Below are 17,336 nucleotides of genomic sequence, written 5' to 3'. Positions count from 1 at the left end.
CATGCTGGATAGACTGTTAGCCCTGCTTGTTCTGGCGCTCGTCCTCGGCGTGCCACTGGGACTGATCTTCCTGGTCACCGGGCAGTTCCTGATGGACTTCGTGTTCTTCTACCCGCTGTTCATGTCCGGACTGTGGATTGCCGGCGGCCTGTATTTCTGGCTGCACTGGGAACGCCACTGGCCGTGGAAGGACGACACCTTGCCGCCGCCACTGGCTGGCGAACCGCTGATCTCGATCCTGATTCCTTGCTACAACGAAGGCGACAACGCCGCCGACACCATCCACGCGGCGCTGGCCCAGCATTACCCGAACATCGAAGTCATCGCGATCAACGACGGCTCCAAGGACAACACCGCCGAAGTGCTCGATGCACTGGCCAAGGAAGACCCGCGTTTGCGCGTTTTGCATCTGGCGGAAAACCAGGGCAAGGCTGTTGCGCTGCGGATGGGTGCGATTGCCGCGCGCAGCGAGTATCTGGTGTGCATCGACGGTGATGCGCTACTGGCGCCAAACACTGCGGCTTATCTGGTGGCGCCGATGCTCGACAACGCGCGACTTGGTGCGGTAACAGGCAATCCGCGGATTCGCACGCGTTCGACGTTGGTCGGACGGGTGCAGGTCGGCGAGTTCTCTTCGATCATCGGTCTGATCAAACGCACGCAGCGCGTGTTCGGGCGAATCTTCACCGTGTCCGGGGTGATCGTCGCGTTCCGTCGCTCGGCCCTGCACCGGGTCGGCTATTGGAGCCCGGACATGATCACCGAAGACATCGACATCAGCTGGAAGCTGCAACTCGATCACTGGAGCATCTTCTACGAGCCGCGCGCGCTGTGCTGGATCCTGATGCCGGAAACTCTCGGCGGCTTGTGGAAGCAGCGCTTGCGCTGGGCTCAGGGCGGCGCCGAGGTGCTGTTCAAGAACATTCGCGGGATCTGGCAGTACCGCCATCGTTACCTGTGGCCGCTGCTGTTCGAATACTGCCTGTCGACGGGTTGGGCCTTCACCTTCCTGCTGTCGGTGATCTTCTGGGGCGTCGGCAAATTCGTGGTCATGCCTGAAGCCATCGCCGTCGATCACCTGATGCCGCCGGCATTTACCGGGTTGCTGCTGGCCTTCGTCTGCCTGGTGCAATTCGCGGTCAGCATCATCATCGACCGCCGCTACGAACCGGGCCTGGGCAAGACCATGTTCTGGGTGGTCTGGTACCCGATTGCGTTCTGGCTGGTCAGTTTGCTCACCACCTTGGTCAGCTTCCCCAAAGTGCTGTTTGGCCAACATCAGAAACGTGCCCGTTGGGTCAGTCCCGACCGTGGCATCAAACCGCTGAACGATGAAGAGGAGGTTCTTTAATGAAAATCATCCGGACCCGCCAACGGCCGTTTCTGGTTGTGATCGATGCGGTCTTCACCGTGCTCGCGTGGATCGGCCTGCTCTATCTGTTGGTAAGCGGTTTGTGGCCATTGATTGAAACCCGTGAGGGCGGCCCACGGCTGGACAACCCGGCATTTGATGCGCTGGGCACTCTGCAGATTTACCTGTGGGTGGCGCTGGTCAACGCGCTGATCCTGATCGGTTGGGCGCGTTATCAACAGCGCAAAAGCCGTAGCTTCGCTCAGCGCCGTTTACCTTCACCGGTGGTTGACGATGCGGGACTGAGCAAAAGCTTCAAGCTCTGTGGCGACCGCTTGCAGCAGCTTCGCGGTCAAGGCGTGATGACCATTCACAACGACCAGGAAGGCGACGTCAGCCATGTGGTGCCGCATTTCTGGCCGGTGCATCAGCAGGAACTGCCGGCACCGCTGGCTCCGCAGGAGCATCCACGGGTGATCTTTTTGCACGCCGAGGACGATGACAACCGCGAGCCGGTGAACCGTATCACCTGATCTCGCGAATCAGCCGCCACGCGTCCTCCATCGACAACGGCTGCTTCATGCGCTCGGCGAGTAACGCCATCGCCCGTTGTTCTTCACAGGCCACGGCGGCCACGACGATGCCGTTCTCGCCGAACAGTCCGATGAAGGGCGGCTGTTGCGGTTCGCCGATGAATTCGACGGCGTCCCAATGTTCGGCATGCCCGAGATAGTCGTAGTTCTTGCCGAAATGCCAGGTCCAGAAATACGGCACGTCGAGGTAATGTTCCTCGCCGCCGAGCATGTTCGCCGCGGCAATCCGCCCGTGCTGTTGCGCCAGACGCCAGTGTTCTATGCGTTGCGGCTGGCCGCTGAGCGGGAAGGTGGCGATGTCGCCGATGGCCCACAGACCATCGGCGACACGCATGCCGTCATCGACGCGCAGCGATTGATCGCCCTCGCGCGTCAGTGAGGCGAACGCCGCGGTCGCCGGTTTGACGCCGATTCCCGCCACCACCAGATCCGCCGACAAGCGCAGGCCATTGTCCAGCAGCACCGCTTCGACCTTGCCGTCGCCGACAATCTCGGTGGCTGCGTGCTCGGTGATGAATTTCACGCCGTTGGCTTCGTGCAGCGCGCGGATCGCTTGGCCGACCGCTTCGCCTAATTGCGCGGCGAAGGGAATCGCGTGGCGCGCCAGCACCGTCACTTCGAGCCCGTATTGGCGCAGCGCCGAAGCACATTCCAGGGCGATAAAACTGTCGCCGATAATCACTGCGCGCTGCTCGGGCTTAGCGCTGTTGATGATGCTTTCAGCCTGGACTTTGGAGCGCAGGACAAATACCTGCGGCAGCTCTGCACCCGGCAGCTGGAGCTGATTGGGTATTGCGCCTGTCGCGAGGACGGCAGCGTCGTAATGGAGTGCCCGGCCATCCCTCAGGTGCAGGGTTTTTGCTTCGGCATCGAGCGCGGTGACTTCGCCCTGAAGCCGGTTGATGCGCTGTTCACGATAGAAATCTGCATCGCGCAACGGAGGGATTTCCTCGGGCGGCATCTCCCCGGCGAGGACAAATTTGCTCAACACCGTGCGGTCGTAACCGGCGTCGGCATCACGGTCGATCATTACGATTCGTCCGCCGAAACCTTTTTCGCGCAACGCTGCCGCACACGCAGTGCCTGCTGCGCCCGCGCCGACGATCACAAAGGTGCGCTGATCGTCCTCCGGCGGCGTGTGCGGGTCCGGCAGCGGCTGGTCATCGACCCACACCGCATCGCCCCGCAGCTCCAGCGGGTAGCGTTTGAGGCTGTCGAGTGCCGGCGGTTCGCACAATGCGCCGTCTTCAACGCGAAACGCTGCCTTGTGCCACGGGCAGATCAGTCGCCCATTGCACAGCGCCCCTTCGGCCAATGGTGCCCCGGCATGCGGGCATTCGCCCTGAAATGCGCGCAATTGCCCGGATGTGCGCAGCAGAACGATTTTGCAGTCACCGATCTGCACTTGCAGACCGCGCTCTTCAGGCACATCGGTCAAACGGGCAACAAGGTGCAGGGACATGATCGCGCTCCATGGGCTGTCTCTCATACGAGTTGGGTCTGGATCGCGAGGTTCAGCCATTTGCCACTGCCAAGGTACGAACGGTACGGCTATAGTTTGCAAGCCGACGACGGCCCAACCGCACAAGGTGCTCCCGGAATGACCCGATTGACCTCTCTCAACCCTTGGCTGGCGGCCGTTACTGTCGCCCTTTGCGTGCAGTTTCCGGCGCAGGCCCAGGAGCGCTTCACCCTGAGCATTCCGGGTGTTTCGGATAACCGTCTGTTCACCTCGGCGGCGGCCAGCGATGCCAGCGGCTGCGGCGGCAAGAACCAGTCGCCGGCCCTGAGCTGGAACGCCGGGCCTGCAGGCACCCAAAGCTACGCCATCGTGATGCACGATCCGGACGGTCAGAAGGGCCTGGGCGTTGATCACTGGATTCATTACGGCATCAAATCGACCACCCGGCAGATTGCCGCTGGCGTCGGCGCCAAGTCGGCTCTGGAAGGCGTTGGCGGCACCAACAGTAAAGGCAACACGCACTATATGGGGCCGTGCCCGCCGGTCGGCGACAGTGCGCACCATTACATCATCCAGATCTACGCATTGGATCTGGCGCCGGACGCCCTGCCTGCCGGTCTGAGCCGCGCCGAGCTGATGGAAAAGATCAAAGGTCATGTGCTGCGCAACAGCAGTGCGGTGCGGCGTTATCACCGCTGAAAATTTTTTCAGGGCGTTTAACCCGAACGGAAAGGGCTGCCCGTCTCACAGGATGAATGGATCAATTTCCTCCTGAGGTCAGCCCCCATGTCCCTTTCCCTGCCTTTGTCTTCGTTGCGACCTGTCGCCCTCGGTGTGCTGCTGGCGATCGCCGGGTGCGGCGTTTCTTCCAATCCTGACTCCGCCGTTGTGACGCCTGCGGCTCAGCCTGAATCTGCAGTGCAACACGAAGCGTTGCAGGCTGACGGCGCGCTGGCCAAACGCAGCGTGCGTGCGGCGCCCATGGCCAGTTTTGCGCCGATGCCGGCTGGTGAAAGTTATCCACAGGGCTATCGTGACGAACAGCGCGAGCAGTATCAGGCGCTGGCGGATAACCCGATCCACAGCGTTGCCGAAACCCCGGTTTCGACCTTCAGCGCTGACGTCGACACCGGCGCTTATGCCAACGTCCGCCGCCTGCTCAATCAGGGGCGCCTGCCACCGGAAGGCGCGGTGCGGCTGGAAGAAATGGTCAACTATTTCCCCTACAACTACGCGCTGCCCAGCGATGGCTCGCCGTTCGGCGTGACCACCGAACTGGCCGCCGCGCCATGGAATCCGCGCACACGTTTGCTGCGCATCGGCATCAAAGCCTCCGACCGCGCCGTGGCGGAACTGGCCCCGGCCAATCTGGTGTTTCTGGTGGACGTCTCCGGTTCGATGGATCGCCGCGAAGGCTTGCCGATGGTCAAAAGCACGCTGAAATTATTGGTCGATCAGCTGCGCGAGCAGGATCGCGTGTCGCTGGTGGTGTATGCCGGCGAATCCAGAGTGGTGCTGGAGCCAACTTCCGGACGCGAAAAAGCCAAAATTCGCAGCGCCATCGAGCAATTGACTGCGGGCGGTTCGACCGCTGGCGCATCAGGCATCGAACTGGCCTATCAGATGGCGCAACAGGCATTTATCCCCAAGGGCATCAACCGCATCCTGCTGGCCACCGACGGTGACTTCAACGTCGGAGTCAGCGACTTCGACAGCCTCAAACAAATGGCTGTGGATAAACGCAAGACCGGGATTTCCCTGACGACTCTGGGTTTCGGTGTGGATAACTACAATGAACACTTGATGGAACAGCTGGCCGACGCTGGCGATGGCAATTATGCCTACATCGACAATCTGCGCGAGGCGCGCAAAGTGCTGGTGGATCAGCTCGGCTCGACCCTCGCCGTGGTGGCGAAAAACGTCAAGTTACAGGTGGAATTCAACCCGGCGCAGGTCAGCGAATATCGCCTGCTCGGTTACGAAAACCGCGCCTTGAAACGTGAGGATTTCAGCAATGACAAAGTCGATGCCGGTGAAATAGGCGCAGGACATACCGTGACTGCGTTGTATGAAATTGTTCCGGTGGGTGAGAGGGGTTGGCTGGAACCGCTGCGCTACGGAAAAACCGGCGCCGAAATGTCCGGGAATAACGGAGAACTGGCCATGCTGCGTGTGCGTTATCAACAGCCGGAAGGTGGGAAAAGTCTGCTGATCGAGCGACCGATTGCCAATCAGGTCACGCCGGCCAGTGAGGATCTGCGCTTCGCCGCTGCGGTCGCGGCGTTCTCCCAGCAGCTCAAGGACGGTCGCTATACTGGCGAATTCAGCCTGAAAGACACCGAAGCGCTAGCGCGTGGCGCCCGTGGCGACGACCGCTTCGGCCTGCGTAGCGAGTTCCTGCAACTGGTGGAGCTGGCGCAGAGTCTGCGCACAACTACCGCGTCGAATCCGACCGACAGCCAACAACGGATTGAATAGTGAGCCGACTGAAAGGCTTCATCACGCAGCTGTTTGCCACCGCAGACAGCCCCGAAGCCAGCAGCGACGAAGCGCTGCTGGCGCGTTATCGCGAGGGCGACGGCGCGGCGTTCGAGATCTTGTACGCCCGCCATCGTGAGGGCTTGTATCGGTTCTTGCTGGGCCTTAGCGGTAAACCGGAGCTGGCGGACGAAGTGTTTCAGGAAACCTGGCTAAGCCTGATCCGCAGCACCAGTCAGCCACAAGGCCGCGCGACATTTCGTACGTGGCTGTTCCAGATCGCGCGCAATCGCCTGATCGATCACTGGCGCAAACACGGCGCCCGGCAACCGCTGCACGACAGCTACGACGAACAGACCCACGCCATCAGCGACGACGCCAGCGACCCCGAGCAACTCTTGTCGCTCAGTCGTGACAGCCAACGTTTGGAGAGCGCCCTGCAAACCCTGCCCTCCGACCAGCGTGAAGTATTCCTGCTGCGCGCCCATGGCGACCTCGACCTGGCGCAAATCGCCAGCCTCACCGAAACACCGCTGGAAACCGTGAAAAGCCGCATGCGCTACGCCCAGCAAAAACTGCGTCGGCTGCTGGCCGAGGAGGTACTGACATGACTGACGCCCGCCAGACACCCGAAGAGCAACTGCTCAAACACGTTCGCCAACAGCACGACGCCGAACCGTCGGCGCAGCTTGATGCGTTCATTCTCAATGCGGCCCTGCGCCAAGTCCCGGCACCGAAGCCCGATTTATGGCAGCGCTGGCTCCAGGCGTGCCGCAAACCGCGTTATCAAGTGGCGTTTGCCAGCCTGGTCGGCGTGGCGCTGATGCTGTCGCTGGTACAGCGCGCGCCGGAACCTGTGCCTGAATACGATTTCGCCCCGGCCGCCAAACCTGCCGCACCAGTCGCGCGTAAAGAAGCCCGCTCAATCGCCGCGCGCGCACCGATGGCCGAAATGGCTGCGCCAATGCAAAGCGAATCGATCAGCGCCGACATCGCGGACGAAGCCAAAGTCGCCAAACGCGCCGCCGCACCGGTCAACGGTCTCGACGAGCAACTGCGAGAAGTCCTGCGCCTGCGCGAATCCGGCCAAGCGCAAGCCGCCGACACCCTGTTCAACAACCTGCACAAACGCTACCCGAACGTCGATCTCGACCTGCGACTGAAAAAAATCCGCAAAAACTGACCAACCAATCCTCCAGCCATTTGGCAGTGCCGCGCAAAAACGCGCATTATCGAGGCATTGCCGATGCGCTGGAGACCACCGTGGCACCAAAAATCGACCGCATCGCCCAACTCCTCAACTGCCCTGCGAAGGGCGACGAAATGCGCCGCGCGATCACCGAGACGCGTAAGGAATTTCTGCTGAACCAGCCGGAAGAAGATGTGCTTGAGGAAGAGGACGTCTTTGAGGAGGAGGTTGGGGAGGATGAAGAGGACGACGATGATTATGATGAGTTTGATTGGACGACGGAGTGAAGGGCGCGATAGCCGCCTCCACTCTTGTGTGCGTTCGCCTACTTTTCGTCAACTCTTGCTAAATCGCTGAGTACAAGCGCAGCCATCCCGTCCAGCCGAGCTTTGACCTTTTCCCAATGGGGCATAACCTGCTTCATCAGCCGGTAAAATCGTTCGCTGTGATTGTGTTCTGCGATGTGGCAGAGCTCGTGAAGAATTACGTAGTCAATGCATTCGCGCGGTGTTTTAACCAGATGGGGGTTCAAGGTGATCCGACCATTGGGTGAGCAACTGCCCCACTGAGTCTGCATCGTTTGAATGCGTAAGGGCGGTTCGTTCACGACCCAAAGCGTTTGCTCAAGCACAGCTGTTAAGCGGCGATTGAACACGTCACGAGCCCTGACCCTGTACCAGGCTCTGAGATGCTCACGCACCGTCTCGGCCTTCTTCTGCCTGACAGAAACTTCCAGTTTTCCCCTTAGCAAACGCACTTGCGGAACATCGGCAGGAGCCTCTATCACTTTGAGCACGTGTTGTTTGCCCAAGTAGTAATGACTTTCTCCGCTGATGTACTGGCGTGGTGTCACGTGCGCCGAGTTGGCCCGAAACTGACGCAGTTGCTGGTAAATCCAACGCCCACGTTTTTTTAACGCTTGCAGCACTTCCTCATCATTCGCACTGGAAGGTGCCTGCACCGATACTCGACAGTCCGGGTCGACCTTGATCAGCAGGCGCGGTACTTGTCGTGCTTTGGATGCGCGCTCCACGACAATGAGCTCATCAGCGTAGTGAAAGCTAAGCCAGTGTTTTGCAGCGCGTCCATGAGCTTCCGGCAAAAGTATGGGAACGCTCATGCGGCTCCAAGTCCCACGCGAGTGATCTGAACCACCGTTTCGACGATGACTTTCGCTTGGTCCATCCCGGCACCGATTGCCTTGCACTCCTTGAACATCAGTGGCAGCAGTTTCTTGCGAATATCCGCTTCAATGTTTTGTGGATTAATCGAATGTTCGGCGACGGACGCGGTAACCATTTCCTCGAGGCTGAAGGCTAGCTTGACCCACATGTCCTGAGCTTGTGCATCAAGTGCCGCAAACGTATCAGGCAGGGTCTTCTTGAACACGCCGTAGTAGGCCTGCGCATGTTTGTTACCCACAAACGCATCCGGTAGCTCATCCAGTTTGCGCGACTGCACCTGTTGTTCGAATTCATGAAACAACATGTACTGCTTGAGTGGGTGATCGAAGAGCTTTTCTGCTTCCTCAATAGCCTGGCGCAGTAGTTTGGAAAAGGCCTCTTGAGCATAGGGATCGTCTTTAAGATCCTGCTCAATCATCTTGCTCACCCGAGTCTTGATGATGTCAGTCTCGTTTCGGGTTTTTTCCTCAGGCCACTCCTCAGGCTGTTTCTGCCCCATCCTGCCGACTTCATATGTGCCTTTAGGCTCTCGCACCTCTACACCGACCACATGTTTATCAAGCAGCTTACGCACCCGTTCGGAGTATTCGTCGTAGCTAATGGTTTCACCCGCGTCTTGCTTGGCGAGCATTCTCAAGCTGGAAAGCTGCTGGAGCGTTTCCTTGTAATGCGTTCGATCCGCCTCGCTGAAGCTGGTGTCTTCGAAAAATGAAGCCGACTGCAACGCTACCTTCAAGCAAGACGCAAACTCGGTCAGTGCATCGTAGAAGTCCTCGCGAACCTTGAGGTTGATATCCACGAACTCACCATCAAGCTCTTGCATCCTCGGCACCAGCACATGACGCAGTTGCTCGATATCACCCTTGTTTTTAACGTTGGCAAAGATCGCCCACAGATTTTTGTAAAGAGAGGGCAGGCGTTTGTACTCACTGCTCATCGGATCGTAGAGACCGGCGATGTCATTGATGTCATAGCCGCCCTGCGTGCGTGATGCCAAGTCCTGGTACTTCTGAATCGTGGTGTCGAGCTCAGTGAGGATGCCGCGATAGTCAATCAGCAAGCCGAACTTCTTCAGTGGGTGCAACCGGTTGACCCGGGCAATCGCTTGAATCAGGTTGTGCTCTTTGAGTGGCTTGTCGATGTACAAAACGCTGTTCTTTGGTTCATCGAACCCGGTCAGCAGTTTGTCTACAACGATCAGAAGTTTGAGCGAATCATCCTTTTCGAAGCGCTCGATCACCTGTCTGGTATAGGTCTGTTCATTAGTGCTACCAACGTTTTTGTTCCACCATTGGGTCACTTCCGGAATGTTTGACTCGTCGATCTCCAGATTGCCCTCACGGCTGTCCGGCGGGCTCATCACGAGAGCGCTTTCGAATAAACCTGCTTCGTCCAGATACATCTTGTACTTGACGGCCTCAGCTTTGCTTTCACAAGCGAGCTGCCCTTTGAGACCGTTGTCGACGTTTTTTACAAAATGGTTGGCGATGTCCAAAGCAATCAGCCGAATACGATCTTCAGCGGAGTAAATCCGCTGCTTTTTGGCAAATTTTCGCTTCAGATCTGTCTTCTGTTCTTCCGTCAGGCCCTCGGTAATGCGTGCAAACCAGCTGTCTATTGCCCGGTCATTTACATCCAGATCAGGTTTACGCTCCTCATAGAGAAGTGGCGTGACTGCTTTGTCTTCCACCGCTCGCTGCATGGTGTAGGCATGGACAATGGGGCCGAACTTGTTGGTGGTTTTGTCTTTTTTCAACAGTGGCGTGCCGGTGAACGCCACGAACGCCGCATTCGGCAGCGCTTGTTTCATGCGGATGTTGTTTTCACCACCTTGGCTGCGGTGACCTTCGTCGATCAACACAATAATGTCGGAGCTCGTATTGATGCATTCCGGCAGTTTGGTGGCGCTGTTGAATTTCTGGATCAGCGAAAAAATGATGCGCTCATGACCGCGACCGATCTGTTCGGCGAGGCGAGTACCCGAGGTCGCCATGGCAGAGACCCAGTCTCTTTTGCCGGAGAGCTCACCACTTGAGGCGAAGGTTTTGCTCAACTGGTTTTCCAGGTCGATGCGGTCGGTAACCACCACGATTCGGCATTGTTTAAGGTCGTCGTGGAGAATCAACGCCTTGCTCAGGAACACCATGGTGAAAGACTTGCCGGAACCCGTGGTGTGCCAGATCACCCCACCCTCACGGCCCCCATCCTTGCGCTTGAGGCGGACACGATCGATCAATCGCTTGATACCGAAAACCTGTTGATAGCGTGCGACGATCTTGCCGGCCTTTTGGTCAAACAACGTGAAGTAACGCGTCATTTCCAACAAGCGTGTAGGGGAGAGCAGGCCAATCAGCAGTTGATCCTGCCCGGTCACCGCAAGATCCCCATCCGCCAACAAACCTTCATACCAGCGAAGGTCGTCTGGATTGCGATGAGAAAACAGTGCGTTTTTCTGTTCAGCGCTCAGGGGCTGATTCTTGATGGCGTGCTGTTTGGCCGTGCAGAGATCTTCATCGCGCCAAGCTGCCCAAAACTTCTGATCGGTTCCGCACGTTGCATAGCGGCCGTCACTGCCATTGATTGAGAGCAGCAGTTGGCTGTAGGCAAACAGTCGAGGAATTTCATCGTGGCGCTGGTTGCGCAGGCTTTGTGATATTCCGGCATCAATGGTCGGGCCTTTCTTGGCGTGACCATCCGGGCGCTTGGCTTCAATCACCACCAACGGGATACCGTTAACAAAGCAAACGATATCCGGCCGCCGAGTATCCACTCCAGCGCTGCGCAGCACGCGGAACTCTTCGGTGAACACAAAGCTGTTGTTGGACAGATCCTGCCAGTCAATCAAAGCAATGGTCGGATTCGCCCGTTTACCATCAATGAACTCTGTCACCGAAATGCCATACAGCAAGTGGTTGTAAAGCTTTTCATTGGCCGCTTGCAGTCCTTCGTTCAGAGCGGGGCTGCAGATCTCACTGACGAGGTTATCAATGGACTTCGCTGACAACGGGTATTCGTTACCTGCAAACGTGAATCGCCGTTTACTCAGTTGTTCGCGAAGAAGGTCACGCAGTACCACTTCATCGGTTTTGCCGGATCTGGCGGCCAGCGCCTGTTCTGGCGACAGGAAATCCCAGCCCAGGTTGCTGAGCAGGGTCAGCGCAGGCAATTTCGCGCTGTATTCTTCCTGAAATTTCGGGCCGCTAATCATTGAGCAAATTCCTTGTGTGGCACGGACTTCATTGGGGCTTCTTGCTGCTACGCACGCGTTTTTCCAGGTCTTCCAGTTCTTGAAGTTCCTGAGTGTCCACTGCTATGGCCTCTATTTTTCGGCGCTTCTGATCGAAGTCTTCGTATCGCTCATGAACGACTTGCTTCATGTGTTCGTGGCTGACACTGCCCGCCGAGCGCAACAATGGCTGCTCGTTGAACGCCATGAAGCTGTCGATGTACTGTCGCCAGTTTTCCAGCTTCAGGTGTTGGCGTTGTTTGGCGCGCAGTTCAGCGAAGTCCAGAAACATGCTGACCAGACGATTGAGCTGATCCAGTTCCTCGCCATTAAGGTAATTCTTGGCGACCACCACATCCGCCTTGCGTACGCGGTCTCCCTTGAAGCTGAGCAAGTTCATGTTCGGCACGCTGGCATCGGCGCGGCGTACGATCAGCTCGGCAGCGGTATGCCCAGTTACGGCAAAAAACAGTTTGTTCTGCACTTCGGCGAACAACCGTGCGGTGTCTTGCTCATTGGCGCGATAGTCCTCGGCCAGGCAGAACAAATCACGAACCTTCTGATAGAAACGCTTCTCCGACGACCGTATGTCGCGGATGCGTTCCAGCAGCTCATCGAAGTAATCCCAGCGGGGCTCCTTCAGACGAGCGTCGTCCATCACGAAGCCTTTGAGCATGTACTCGCTCAGGGTTCGCGTGGCCCATTGGCGAAATTGCGAGCCACGGCTTGAACGGACTCGGTAGCCAATAGCGATGATCATCGGCAGCGCGTAGAGCTGCGTCAGGTATTCCTTGCCGTCAGCGGCAGTTGTCAACTTAGAGTTGACAACTGCCGGTTCGGCCAGCTCGCCATCGGCCAAAACCGCCTGAATGTGCTTGCTGATGTTCTGCTTGCTGGACTGATACAGCTCGGCCAGCTCGAGTTGAGTGAGCCAGACCTGACCGTTCATTTCACGCAGCGTGAACTGCGCCAAACCGTCTTCGGTGCTGTAGAGGATCAGGTCGTTGATGGTCATTTATGCGGCCTCGACCTTGACACGACGTTTGCCGGTGAGCAGTTGTTGCATGAGCGCTTTCTTCTCTTGCTTCAAGCAATTGAGTTTGAATTGCAACACTTCGATTTCACGGTTTGCGACTGAAATAGCCCAAGAAATTTTTTTCTGCTCCTCATAAGGAGGAACGCTAATTTTAATTTTAAGAAAATCAGCTGGATTAACGCGCCTTGCTTTTCTTCCACCATTCGCCAAGTCAATATTAGATTTGTAGAAGGATTCCTGAGAAACGTACTTTAAGAACCAGAGGGTGTCTACTGACTCTTTAAAATCAAAAGCAGGTAGATCTAAAGTCGATTCATAGCCGTCCAAGTGCTCTGGGATAATACCAAACGCACCATTCAGGAAGTCCAACTTACTATAGATAAACTGGCCTGCTGATCTTGTGTAGTATTTGGTTGATTCGCTGCCTAGCCTTTTCTCGTTTTTTGCTATAACACCTTGGCCGTAAAGTCGAACCGTAAGCTTTTTAGCTATATTTCCAGTGGTTCCTTGGGCTCTGTTTTCGTTAATTAAATCTCCAATGACTTTGTTCTTCCAGTTGCCAAAGTTAGGGAACCTCTTTTTTCCTGAGAGTAAACTTCCCGAGATTGCTTGCTGTTCGTTTTTTGCGATTGCAATCAGCTGGTTGATGATGGTTATGGCATGATCCCACGTAGAAAGTATTTTCGTAATTTGGTTCTGTTCTAAGATCGGCGGGATTGGGATCGTAATTCCGCCTATTAAATCGGTATTTAAGTTTGGTTGGCCAACTCCCGGGGCAATAACCTCTCGGAAAAATTGTGTTTTACTCGATAAAAAGTAATAAGCGTACTCGGTGGTTACGCCCTTTAAATTTAAAAGCATTGCTATACCGTCATTAGCTCCGCTTTTTATGCGAGAAATCTTAGGTACACCTAGTGTTGCGCCACTATTAGTAAGCAGTAGGGTGCCAGGATGTATAGTTCTAGTTAGTTTAGCCCCTTCCTCGGTTAACATGCTTCTAGTCTTTTCTAAGTACATCCCTTCGTCTTTAGTTAAGTCTGCTACTGTTGTCCATGGTAGAAAATCTCCATCAAAATATAATGGGCTACCGGCAGGCCTTGGAGAGCTGCCGCGCACTACGTCGGATATGTCCTTAATTAAAGACTCATGCCACGAGGGTGGAAGATTTTTTTTAATGGTCTCTTTAAACATAGCCGAGATCCTTTAGCAAGCGATCCATTTCCTCTTCCAAGGTTTTCAGCTGTGCCTTCAGTTGCTCGCGTTTAGCTCTGACCGCAATTAGATCTATCTCTACTTCTTCTTCAAATGTGTTTACAAAGCGCGCGATATTCAGATTGTAATCGTTGTCGCGTATCTCTTGAAGGCTAGCGCGATGGCTATATTTGTCGGAGTTGATTCGGTGGCGATATGTTAGGAGAATATTATTTATGTGGTCTTCGCCGAGTACATTCTGATTTTTTCCAGAGTTGTACTCGCGACTTGCATCAATAAACAGCACGCTATTGTCTATTTTGGCTCTGCTGAATACTAATATTGCGGCCGGTATTCCAGTGCCGTAAAAAAGCTTCTCTGGCAGTCCAATTACGGCATCTAGTAGATTCTCGTCAATCAGCTCTTGGCGAATCTTGCCCTCACTGGCGCCTCGGAAAAGCACACCATGAGGAACAACCACTGCCATACGCCCAGTTTTGGGTTTCAGTGTTTCGATCATATGCAAAATGAATGCGTAGTCGCCCTTGGTTTTTGGTGGGAGGCCACGCTTGAATCGCCCGAAATGATCGCTCTCGGCGATGTCATGTCCCCACTTATCCAGAGAAAACGGTGGGTTCGCGGTCACGATATCGAACTTCAACAGCTGGCAATTCTGGTCGAGCAATTTAGGATTGCGCAGCGTGTCGCCCCATTCGATTTTGTGGTTGTCCTCACCATGCAGAAACATGTTCATCTTGGCCATGGACCAAGTAGAGCCGATGGCTTCCTGTCCATAGAGTGCGTAGTTCTTGCTGTTGTGGTGCTCACGCACTTTGCGTCCGCACTTCATAAGGAGCGAGGCGGAGCCGCAGGCCGGATCGCAAATGGTATCGCCCGGTTGTGGATCAAGCAGTTCGGCGATCAACTCGGAAACCTCTGGCGGGGTATAGAACTCGCCCGCCTTTTGTCCGCCGTTGGTTGCGAAATTCTTGATCAGGTATTCGTAAGCGTTACCGATCACGTCCAAGCTACCGACGCGAGACGGCTTTAGGTTGAGTTCAGCCTTGGCAAACTCCTGAAGCAGGTCACGCAAAATGGTGTTCTTCTGCTTCTCTTCACCCAGACGATCGGTGTTGAAGGAGATGTCCTGGAACACGCTTTTGCCAGCGTCCTTGAGCTTGGTGCCGTTGGCTTCTTCGATAGCGTGCAGGGCCTGGTCGATTCGCTCGCCGTTGCCTGGTTCGTGGCGCTTGTCGTACAGCGTGTAGTAGCTGGCGTCACGCGGTAACACGAAGCGTTCGTTCTTGAGCATCTCTTCGATCAGCTCAGGCTCATCGCCATACTGCTTTTGGTAGGTGTCGTAATGATCCTGCCAGACATCGCTGATGTACTTCAGGAAGAGCATGGTCAGGATGAAGTCTTTGTAGGTGTCGGCGCTGATCGTGCCGCGGAAGATATCGCAAGCCGCCCATAGCGCCTTGTTGATGTCGTCCTGTTTTACTTTGCCGCTCATGGTCATTCCTTAATAAGTTGCTGATAAATGCCCTGGAGCATTTGTTCACGATTCGTATGGAGCTGGGCGATCAATTGATCCTCTTCATCCCAGAGGCGCTGCAAATTGGTCAGTTTTGCCTGGGTTTCCAGCGACGGTAACGGGATTGGCATGCTCATCAATGATGCTTTGCTGATGGCCTGAATACTGCTGCCGTTTCGTTCGAGGCTTCGTTGGCTTTGTGGGAGGTTGATCATCCAGCAAAGATATTCCGGTGAGATTTCTGCTGTTTTGCGGCTGACGATGAAAAATTGGCTTGTCGCCACTATCCGTTGCCCTTCTTTATATAGTGCGGCGGTATTGCTATCGCCCCGAGCGACCACGGCGATATCTCCGTCTTCCAGTAGTGGAGGTTTTTTACTTCCCTCCCAACTGACTGAAATCAGTGCGTCGGCGTCGATCACGGCCCGCTGGCGCAGGTCCTTTATCTGCAGGACTCTGAGGTCGCCGTCCGGATTGTTTTCCAGCGCTCCTCGGAACGTGTAGCCGGATCGGACGTTCGCCACGTCGCTCAATGTGCATAATCGGGTTGGCATAGGTTTCCCAAAGTAGAAGCGCCATCCTTGGCGCAAAACACTCAAACCGTGCAGTTTGGTGCTTGGTTCTTCAGCCACTGCGCAACTTCATCAGAAAGGCCTTTCCAAGCAGACTCTCCCTGAAGTCGGGTAACCAATATCCCGTCATCGTTATCTAGAGCCGCTTGCAGATTGTCGCGAACCTGCACTGCGGTATGATCGGTAGCGATAATCCAGCAGGATTCAAGAGGTCGGCACCAAGAACCGTAACCTTTGATCCGTTCATATAGGGATTGGTAGTCGCGCTGCTTACGCAGGTCGTAGTTGATTTGGTAAAGTTTCATAGCTTTAGCTCTCCTAACGGGTCAGTTATTGCAATCGCGGCAGGTTGCACCCTGCCGCACCCCCAATTTTTGTCTGTAGCGCTGCTACTTGATTGGTGGCGAGACAATATCGCTCCGAAACACTTTGTCGTCAAATGTTATTTTTTGCAGTAGCGCTTCTATGGGGTTGCGATTTCTCGGAAGACTTTTGCAGATTTCGGTTTTCACCGTCACGGCTGCTCGCTGAAAAGGAATTTGGATGAGCGATATTCAGCTCTTTCGTTTGGGTTTGGCCAACGGTCCATGTGAGCTTCCGGGCAGAGCAGTCGCGGTGGAAAAACAACTGCAATCCCTGCTCGAAGCGCATATGGAAACCTTTCTCGGGGTGCGTTTTCTCGCATCTGAATATGCGACTGGCAAGACTCACAAGGGACGTATCGACTCCTTGGGTCTCGATGAGAATGGCTGTCCCGTAATCGTCGAATACAAACGACACAGCAATGAAAATGTGATCAATCAGGGCTTGTTCTATCTCGACTGGTTACTAGATCACCAAGCAGAATTTCGTTGGCTGGTGATGGAAAAATTAGGAAAAGACGCTGCCGAACAGATCGAGTGGGGTGGAACGCGGTTGCTGTGTATCGCGGCGGATTTTACCCGCTACGATCAGCACGCCGTGCAGCTGATTCAGCGCAATATCGAACTGATTCGCTACAAGTTGTTTGCTGATGATCTGTTGCTGCTTGAGTTGGTCAATGCGGTGAGCACTGGTAATGCCTCAGCAACGAGCAAGGCGGTGGAAGCTGATACGAGTAAATTTGCATCTGTTGCTAAGGACAAAACCTGGCAGGAACAACTTAGTCAGGCGACGAAAGAAGTCTCTGAGCTCCTCGAGCAGACCAACAGCTATGTGCATTCTTTCGGTGATGACGTACAAGAAAAGCACTTGAAGCTCTACGTCGCCTACCGTCGTCTGAAAAATTTCGCCAGTTTGGTGGTGCAATCCAAACGCTTACAGCTTTACCTGAAACTCAATCCCGATTCGGTCGAGCTTGTTGAGGGGTTCAGCCGCGATGTGCGCAACATCGGTCACTGGGGTACTGGTGATCTGGAATTGAGTCTGCGTACTCAGGCTGATTTGGAATTGGCCAAGGTTCTAATTGAGCGCAGCTACCAAGAGAACTAGCTCTCCCAAAAGCTCAAGCACAAAAAAGCCCCAGACCTTACGGCCTGAGG

16 protein-coding genes are annotated in these 17,336 nt (G+C 55.3%); 8 read left to right on the top strand and 8 right to left on the bottom strand.

Translation table 11 applies throughout. From position 1 onward, the window contains the following. Position 1: 1 nt before the first annotated feature. Positions 2 to 1,351, top strand: coding sequence for a poly-beta-1,6-N-acetyl-D-glucosamine synthase (gene pgaC, locus ACOI8A_RS17845; RefSeq protein ID WP_420651030.1), 1,350 nt, complete (start codon positions 2 to 4; stop codon positions 1,349 to 1,351). Continuing rightward, positions 1,351 to 1,884 (top strand): poly-beta-1,6-N-acetyl-D-glucosamine biosynthesis protein PgaD, encoded by a 534-nt coding sequence (gene pgaD, locus ACOI8A_RS17840; protein ID WP_420651031.1) that lies wholly within the window; start codon positions 1,351 to 1,353, stop codon positions 1,882 to 1,884. The genes pgaC and pgaD overlap by 1 nt, the downstream gene beginning before the upstream one ends. Here the strand turns inward: pgaD and ACOI8A_RS17835 are convergent. Continuing rightward, on the bottom strand, positions 1,877 to 3,406 hold the full coding sequence (locus ACOI8A_RS17835; protein WP_420651032.1) for an FAD-dependent oxidoreductase: 1,530 nt from the start codon (positions 3,404 to 3,406) through the stop codon (positions 1,877 to 1,879). The two genes, pgaD and ACOI8A_RS17835, sit on opposite strands and share 8 nt — an antisense overlap. Positions 3,407 to 3,544: 138 nt before the next feature. On the opposite strand from ACOI8A_RS17835, the gene ACOI8A_RS17830 reads away from it, so the two are divergent. The 5 genes from ACOI8A_RS17830 (at position 3,545) to ACOI8A_RS17810 (ending at position 7,360) form a co-directional block, all read left to right on the top strand. Beyond that, positions 3,545 to 4,105 carry a YbhB/YbcL family Raf kinase inhibitor-like protein gene (locus ACOI8A_RS17830; RefSeq protein WP_420651033.1) on the top strand — a complete coding sequence of 187 codons (561 nt, stop codon included), beginning with the start codon at positions 3,545 to 3,547 and terminating at the stop codon, positions 4,103 to 4,105. Positions 4,106 to 4,192: 87 nt separating this feature from the next. After that, positions 4,193 to 5,884 (top strand): vWA domain-containing protein, encoded by a 1,692-nt coding sequence (locus tag ACOI8A_RS17825; protein WP_420651034.1) that lies wholly within the window; start codon positions 4,193 to 4,195, stop codon positions 5,882 to 5,884. 29 nt (positions 5,885 to 5,913) lie between these two features. After that, positions 5,914 to 6,495, top strand: coding sequence for an RNA polymerase sigma factor (locus tag ACOI8A_RS17820; protein ID WP_420651057.1), 582 nt, complete (start codon positions 5,914 to 5,916; stop codon positions 6,493 to 6,495). Beyond that, the gene (locus ACOI8A_RS17815) at positions 6,492 to 7,067 is read left to right on the top strand and encodes a hypothetical protein (RefSeq protein WP_420651035.1); all 576 of its coding nucleotides are present in this window, start codon (positions 6,492 to 6,494) and stop codon (positions 7,065 to 7,067) included. The genes ACOI8A_RS17820 and ACOI8A_RS17815 overlap by 4 nt, the downstream gene beginning before the upstream one ends. Positions 7,068 to 7,087: 20 nt before the next feature. After that, positions 7,088 to 7,360: a hypothetical protein gene (locus ACOI8A_RS17810; RefSeq protein ID WP_420651036.1), complete on the top strand. Its 273-nt coding sequence runs from the start codon at positions 7,088 to 7,090 to the stop codon at positions 7,358 to 7,360. Between the two features lie 38 nt (positions 7,361 to 7,398). On the opposite strand, the gene ACOI8A_RS17805 is transcribed toward ACOI8A_RS17810, so the two are convergent. From ACOI8A_RS17805 to ACOI8A_RS17775, 7 genes are read right to left on the bottom strand one after another with little or no spacing between them, the layout of a single operon-like run. Beyond that, on the bottom strand, positions 7,399 to 8,193 hold the full coding sequence (locus ACOI8A_RS17805) for a M48 family metallopeptidase (protein WP_420651037.1): 795 nt from the start codon (positions 8,191 to 8,193) through the stop codon (positions 7,399 to 7,401). Beyond that, a complete protein-coding gene (locus tag ACOI8A_RS17800) occupies positions 8,190 to 11,465 on the bottom strand; it encodes a type I restriction endonuclease subunit R (RefSeq protein ID WP_420651038.1) in 3,276 nt (1,091 codons plus the stop codon). The genes ACOI8A_RS17805 and ACOI8A_RS17800 overlap by 4 nt, the downstream gene beginning before the upstream one ends. 28 nt (positions 11,466 to 11,493) lie before the next feature. Beyond that, positions 11,494 to 12,498, bottom strand: a complete 1,005-nt coding sequence (locus tag ACOI8A_RS17795; protein WP_420651039.1) for a virulence RhuM family protein — start codon at positions 12,496 to 12,498, stop codon at positions 11,494 to 11,496. After that, positions 12,499 to 13,710 (bottom strand): restriction endonuclease subunit S, encoded by a 1,212-nt coding sequence (locus ACOI8A_RS17790; RefSeq protein ID WP_420651040.1) that lies wholly within the window; start codon positions 13,708 to 13,710, stop codon positions 12,499 to 12,501. Then, positions 13,703 to 15,223, bottom strand: a complete 1,521-nt coding sequence (locus ACOI8A_RS17785; RefSeq protein WP_420651041.1) for a type I restriction-modification system subunit M — start codon at positions 15,221 to 15,223, stop codon at positions 13,703 to 13,705. The genes ACOI8A_RS17790 and ACOI8A_RS17785 overlap by 8 nt, the downstream gene beginning before the upstream one ends. 2 nt (positions 15,224 to 15,225) lie before the next feature. Further along, entirely contained in the window at positions 15,226 to 15,876 is a 651-nt protein-coding gene (locus ACOI8A_RS17780; protein WP_420651042.1) for a restriction endonuclease subunit S, read from the bottom strand. Next, the gene (locus ACOI8A_RS17775; RefSeq protein WP_420651043.1) at positions 15,840 to 16,121 is read right to left on the bottom strand and encodes a hypothetical protein; all 282 of its coding nucleotides are present in this window, start codon (positions 16,119 to 16,121) and stop codon (positions 15,840 to 15,842) included. The genes ACOI8A_RS17780 and ACOI8A_RS17775 overlap by 37 nt, the downstream gene beginning before the upstream one ends. Positions 16,122 to 16,359: 238 nt before the next feature. Between ACOI8A_RS17775 and ACOI8A_RS17770 the strand changes: the two genes are divergently transcribed. After that, positions 16,360 to 17,286 carry a DUF5655 domain-containing protein gene (locus ACOI8A_RS17770; RefSeq protein WP_420651044.1) on the top strand — a complete coding sequence of 309 codons (927 nt, stop codon included), beginning with the start codon at positions 16,360 to 16,362 and terminating at the stop codon, positions 17,284 to 17,286. Positions 17,287 to 17,336: the final 50 nt, after the last annotated feature.

It is taken from the genome of Pseudomonas sp. P4795 (assembly GCF_048822895.1).
Lineage (GTDB): Bacteria > Pseudomonadota > Gammaproteobacteria > Pseudomonadales > Pseudomonadaceae > Aquipseudomonas.
Note: the sequence above shows the minus strand (reverse complement) of the source record. Positions and strands in the feature narration are given on the sequence as shown.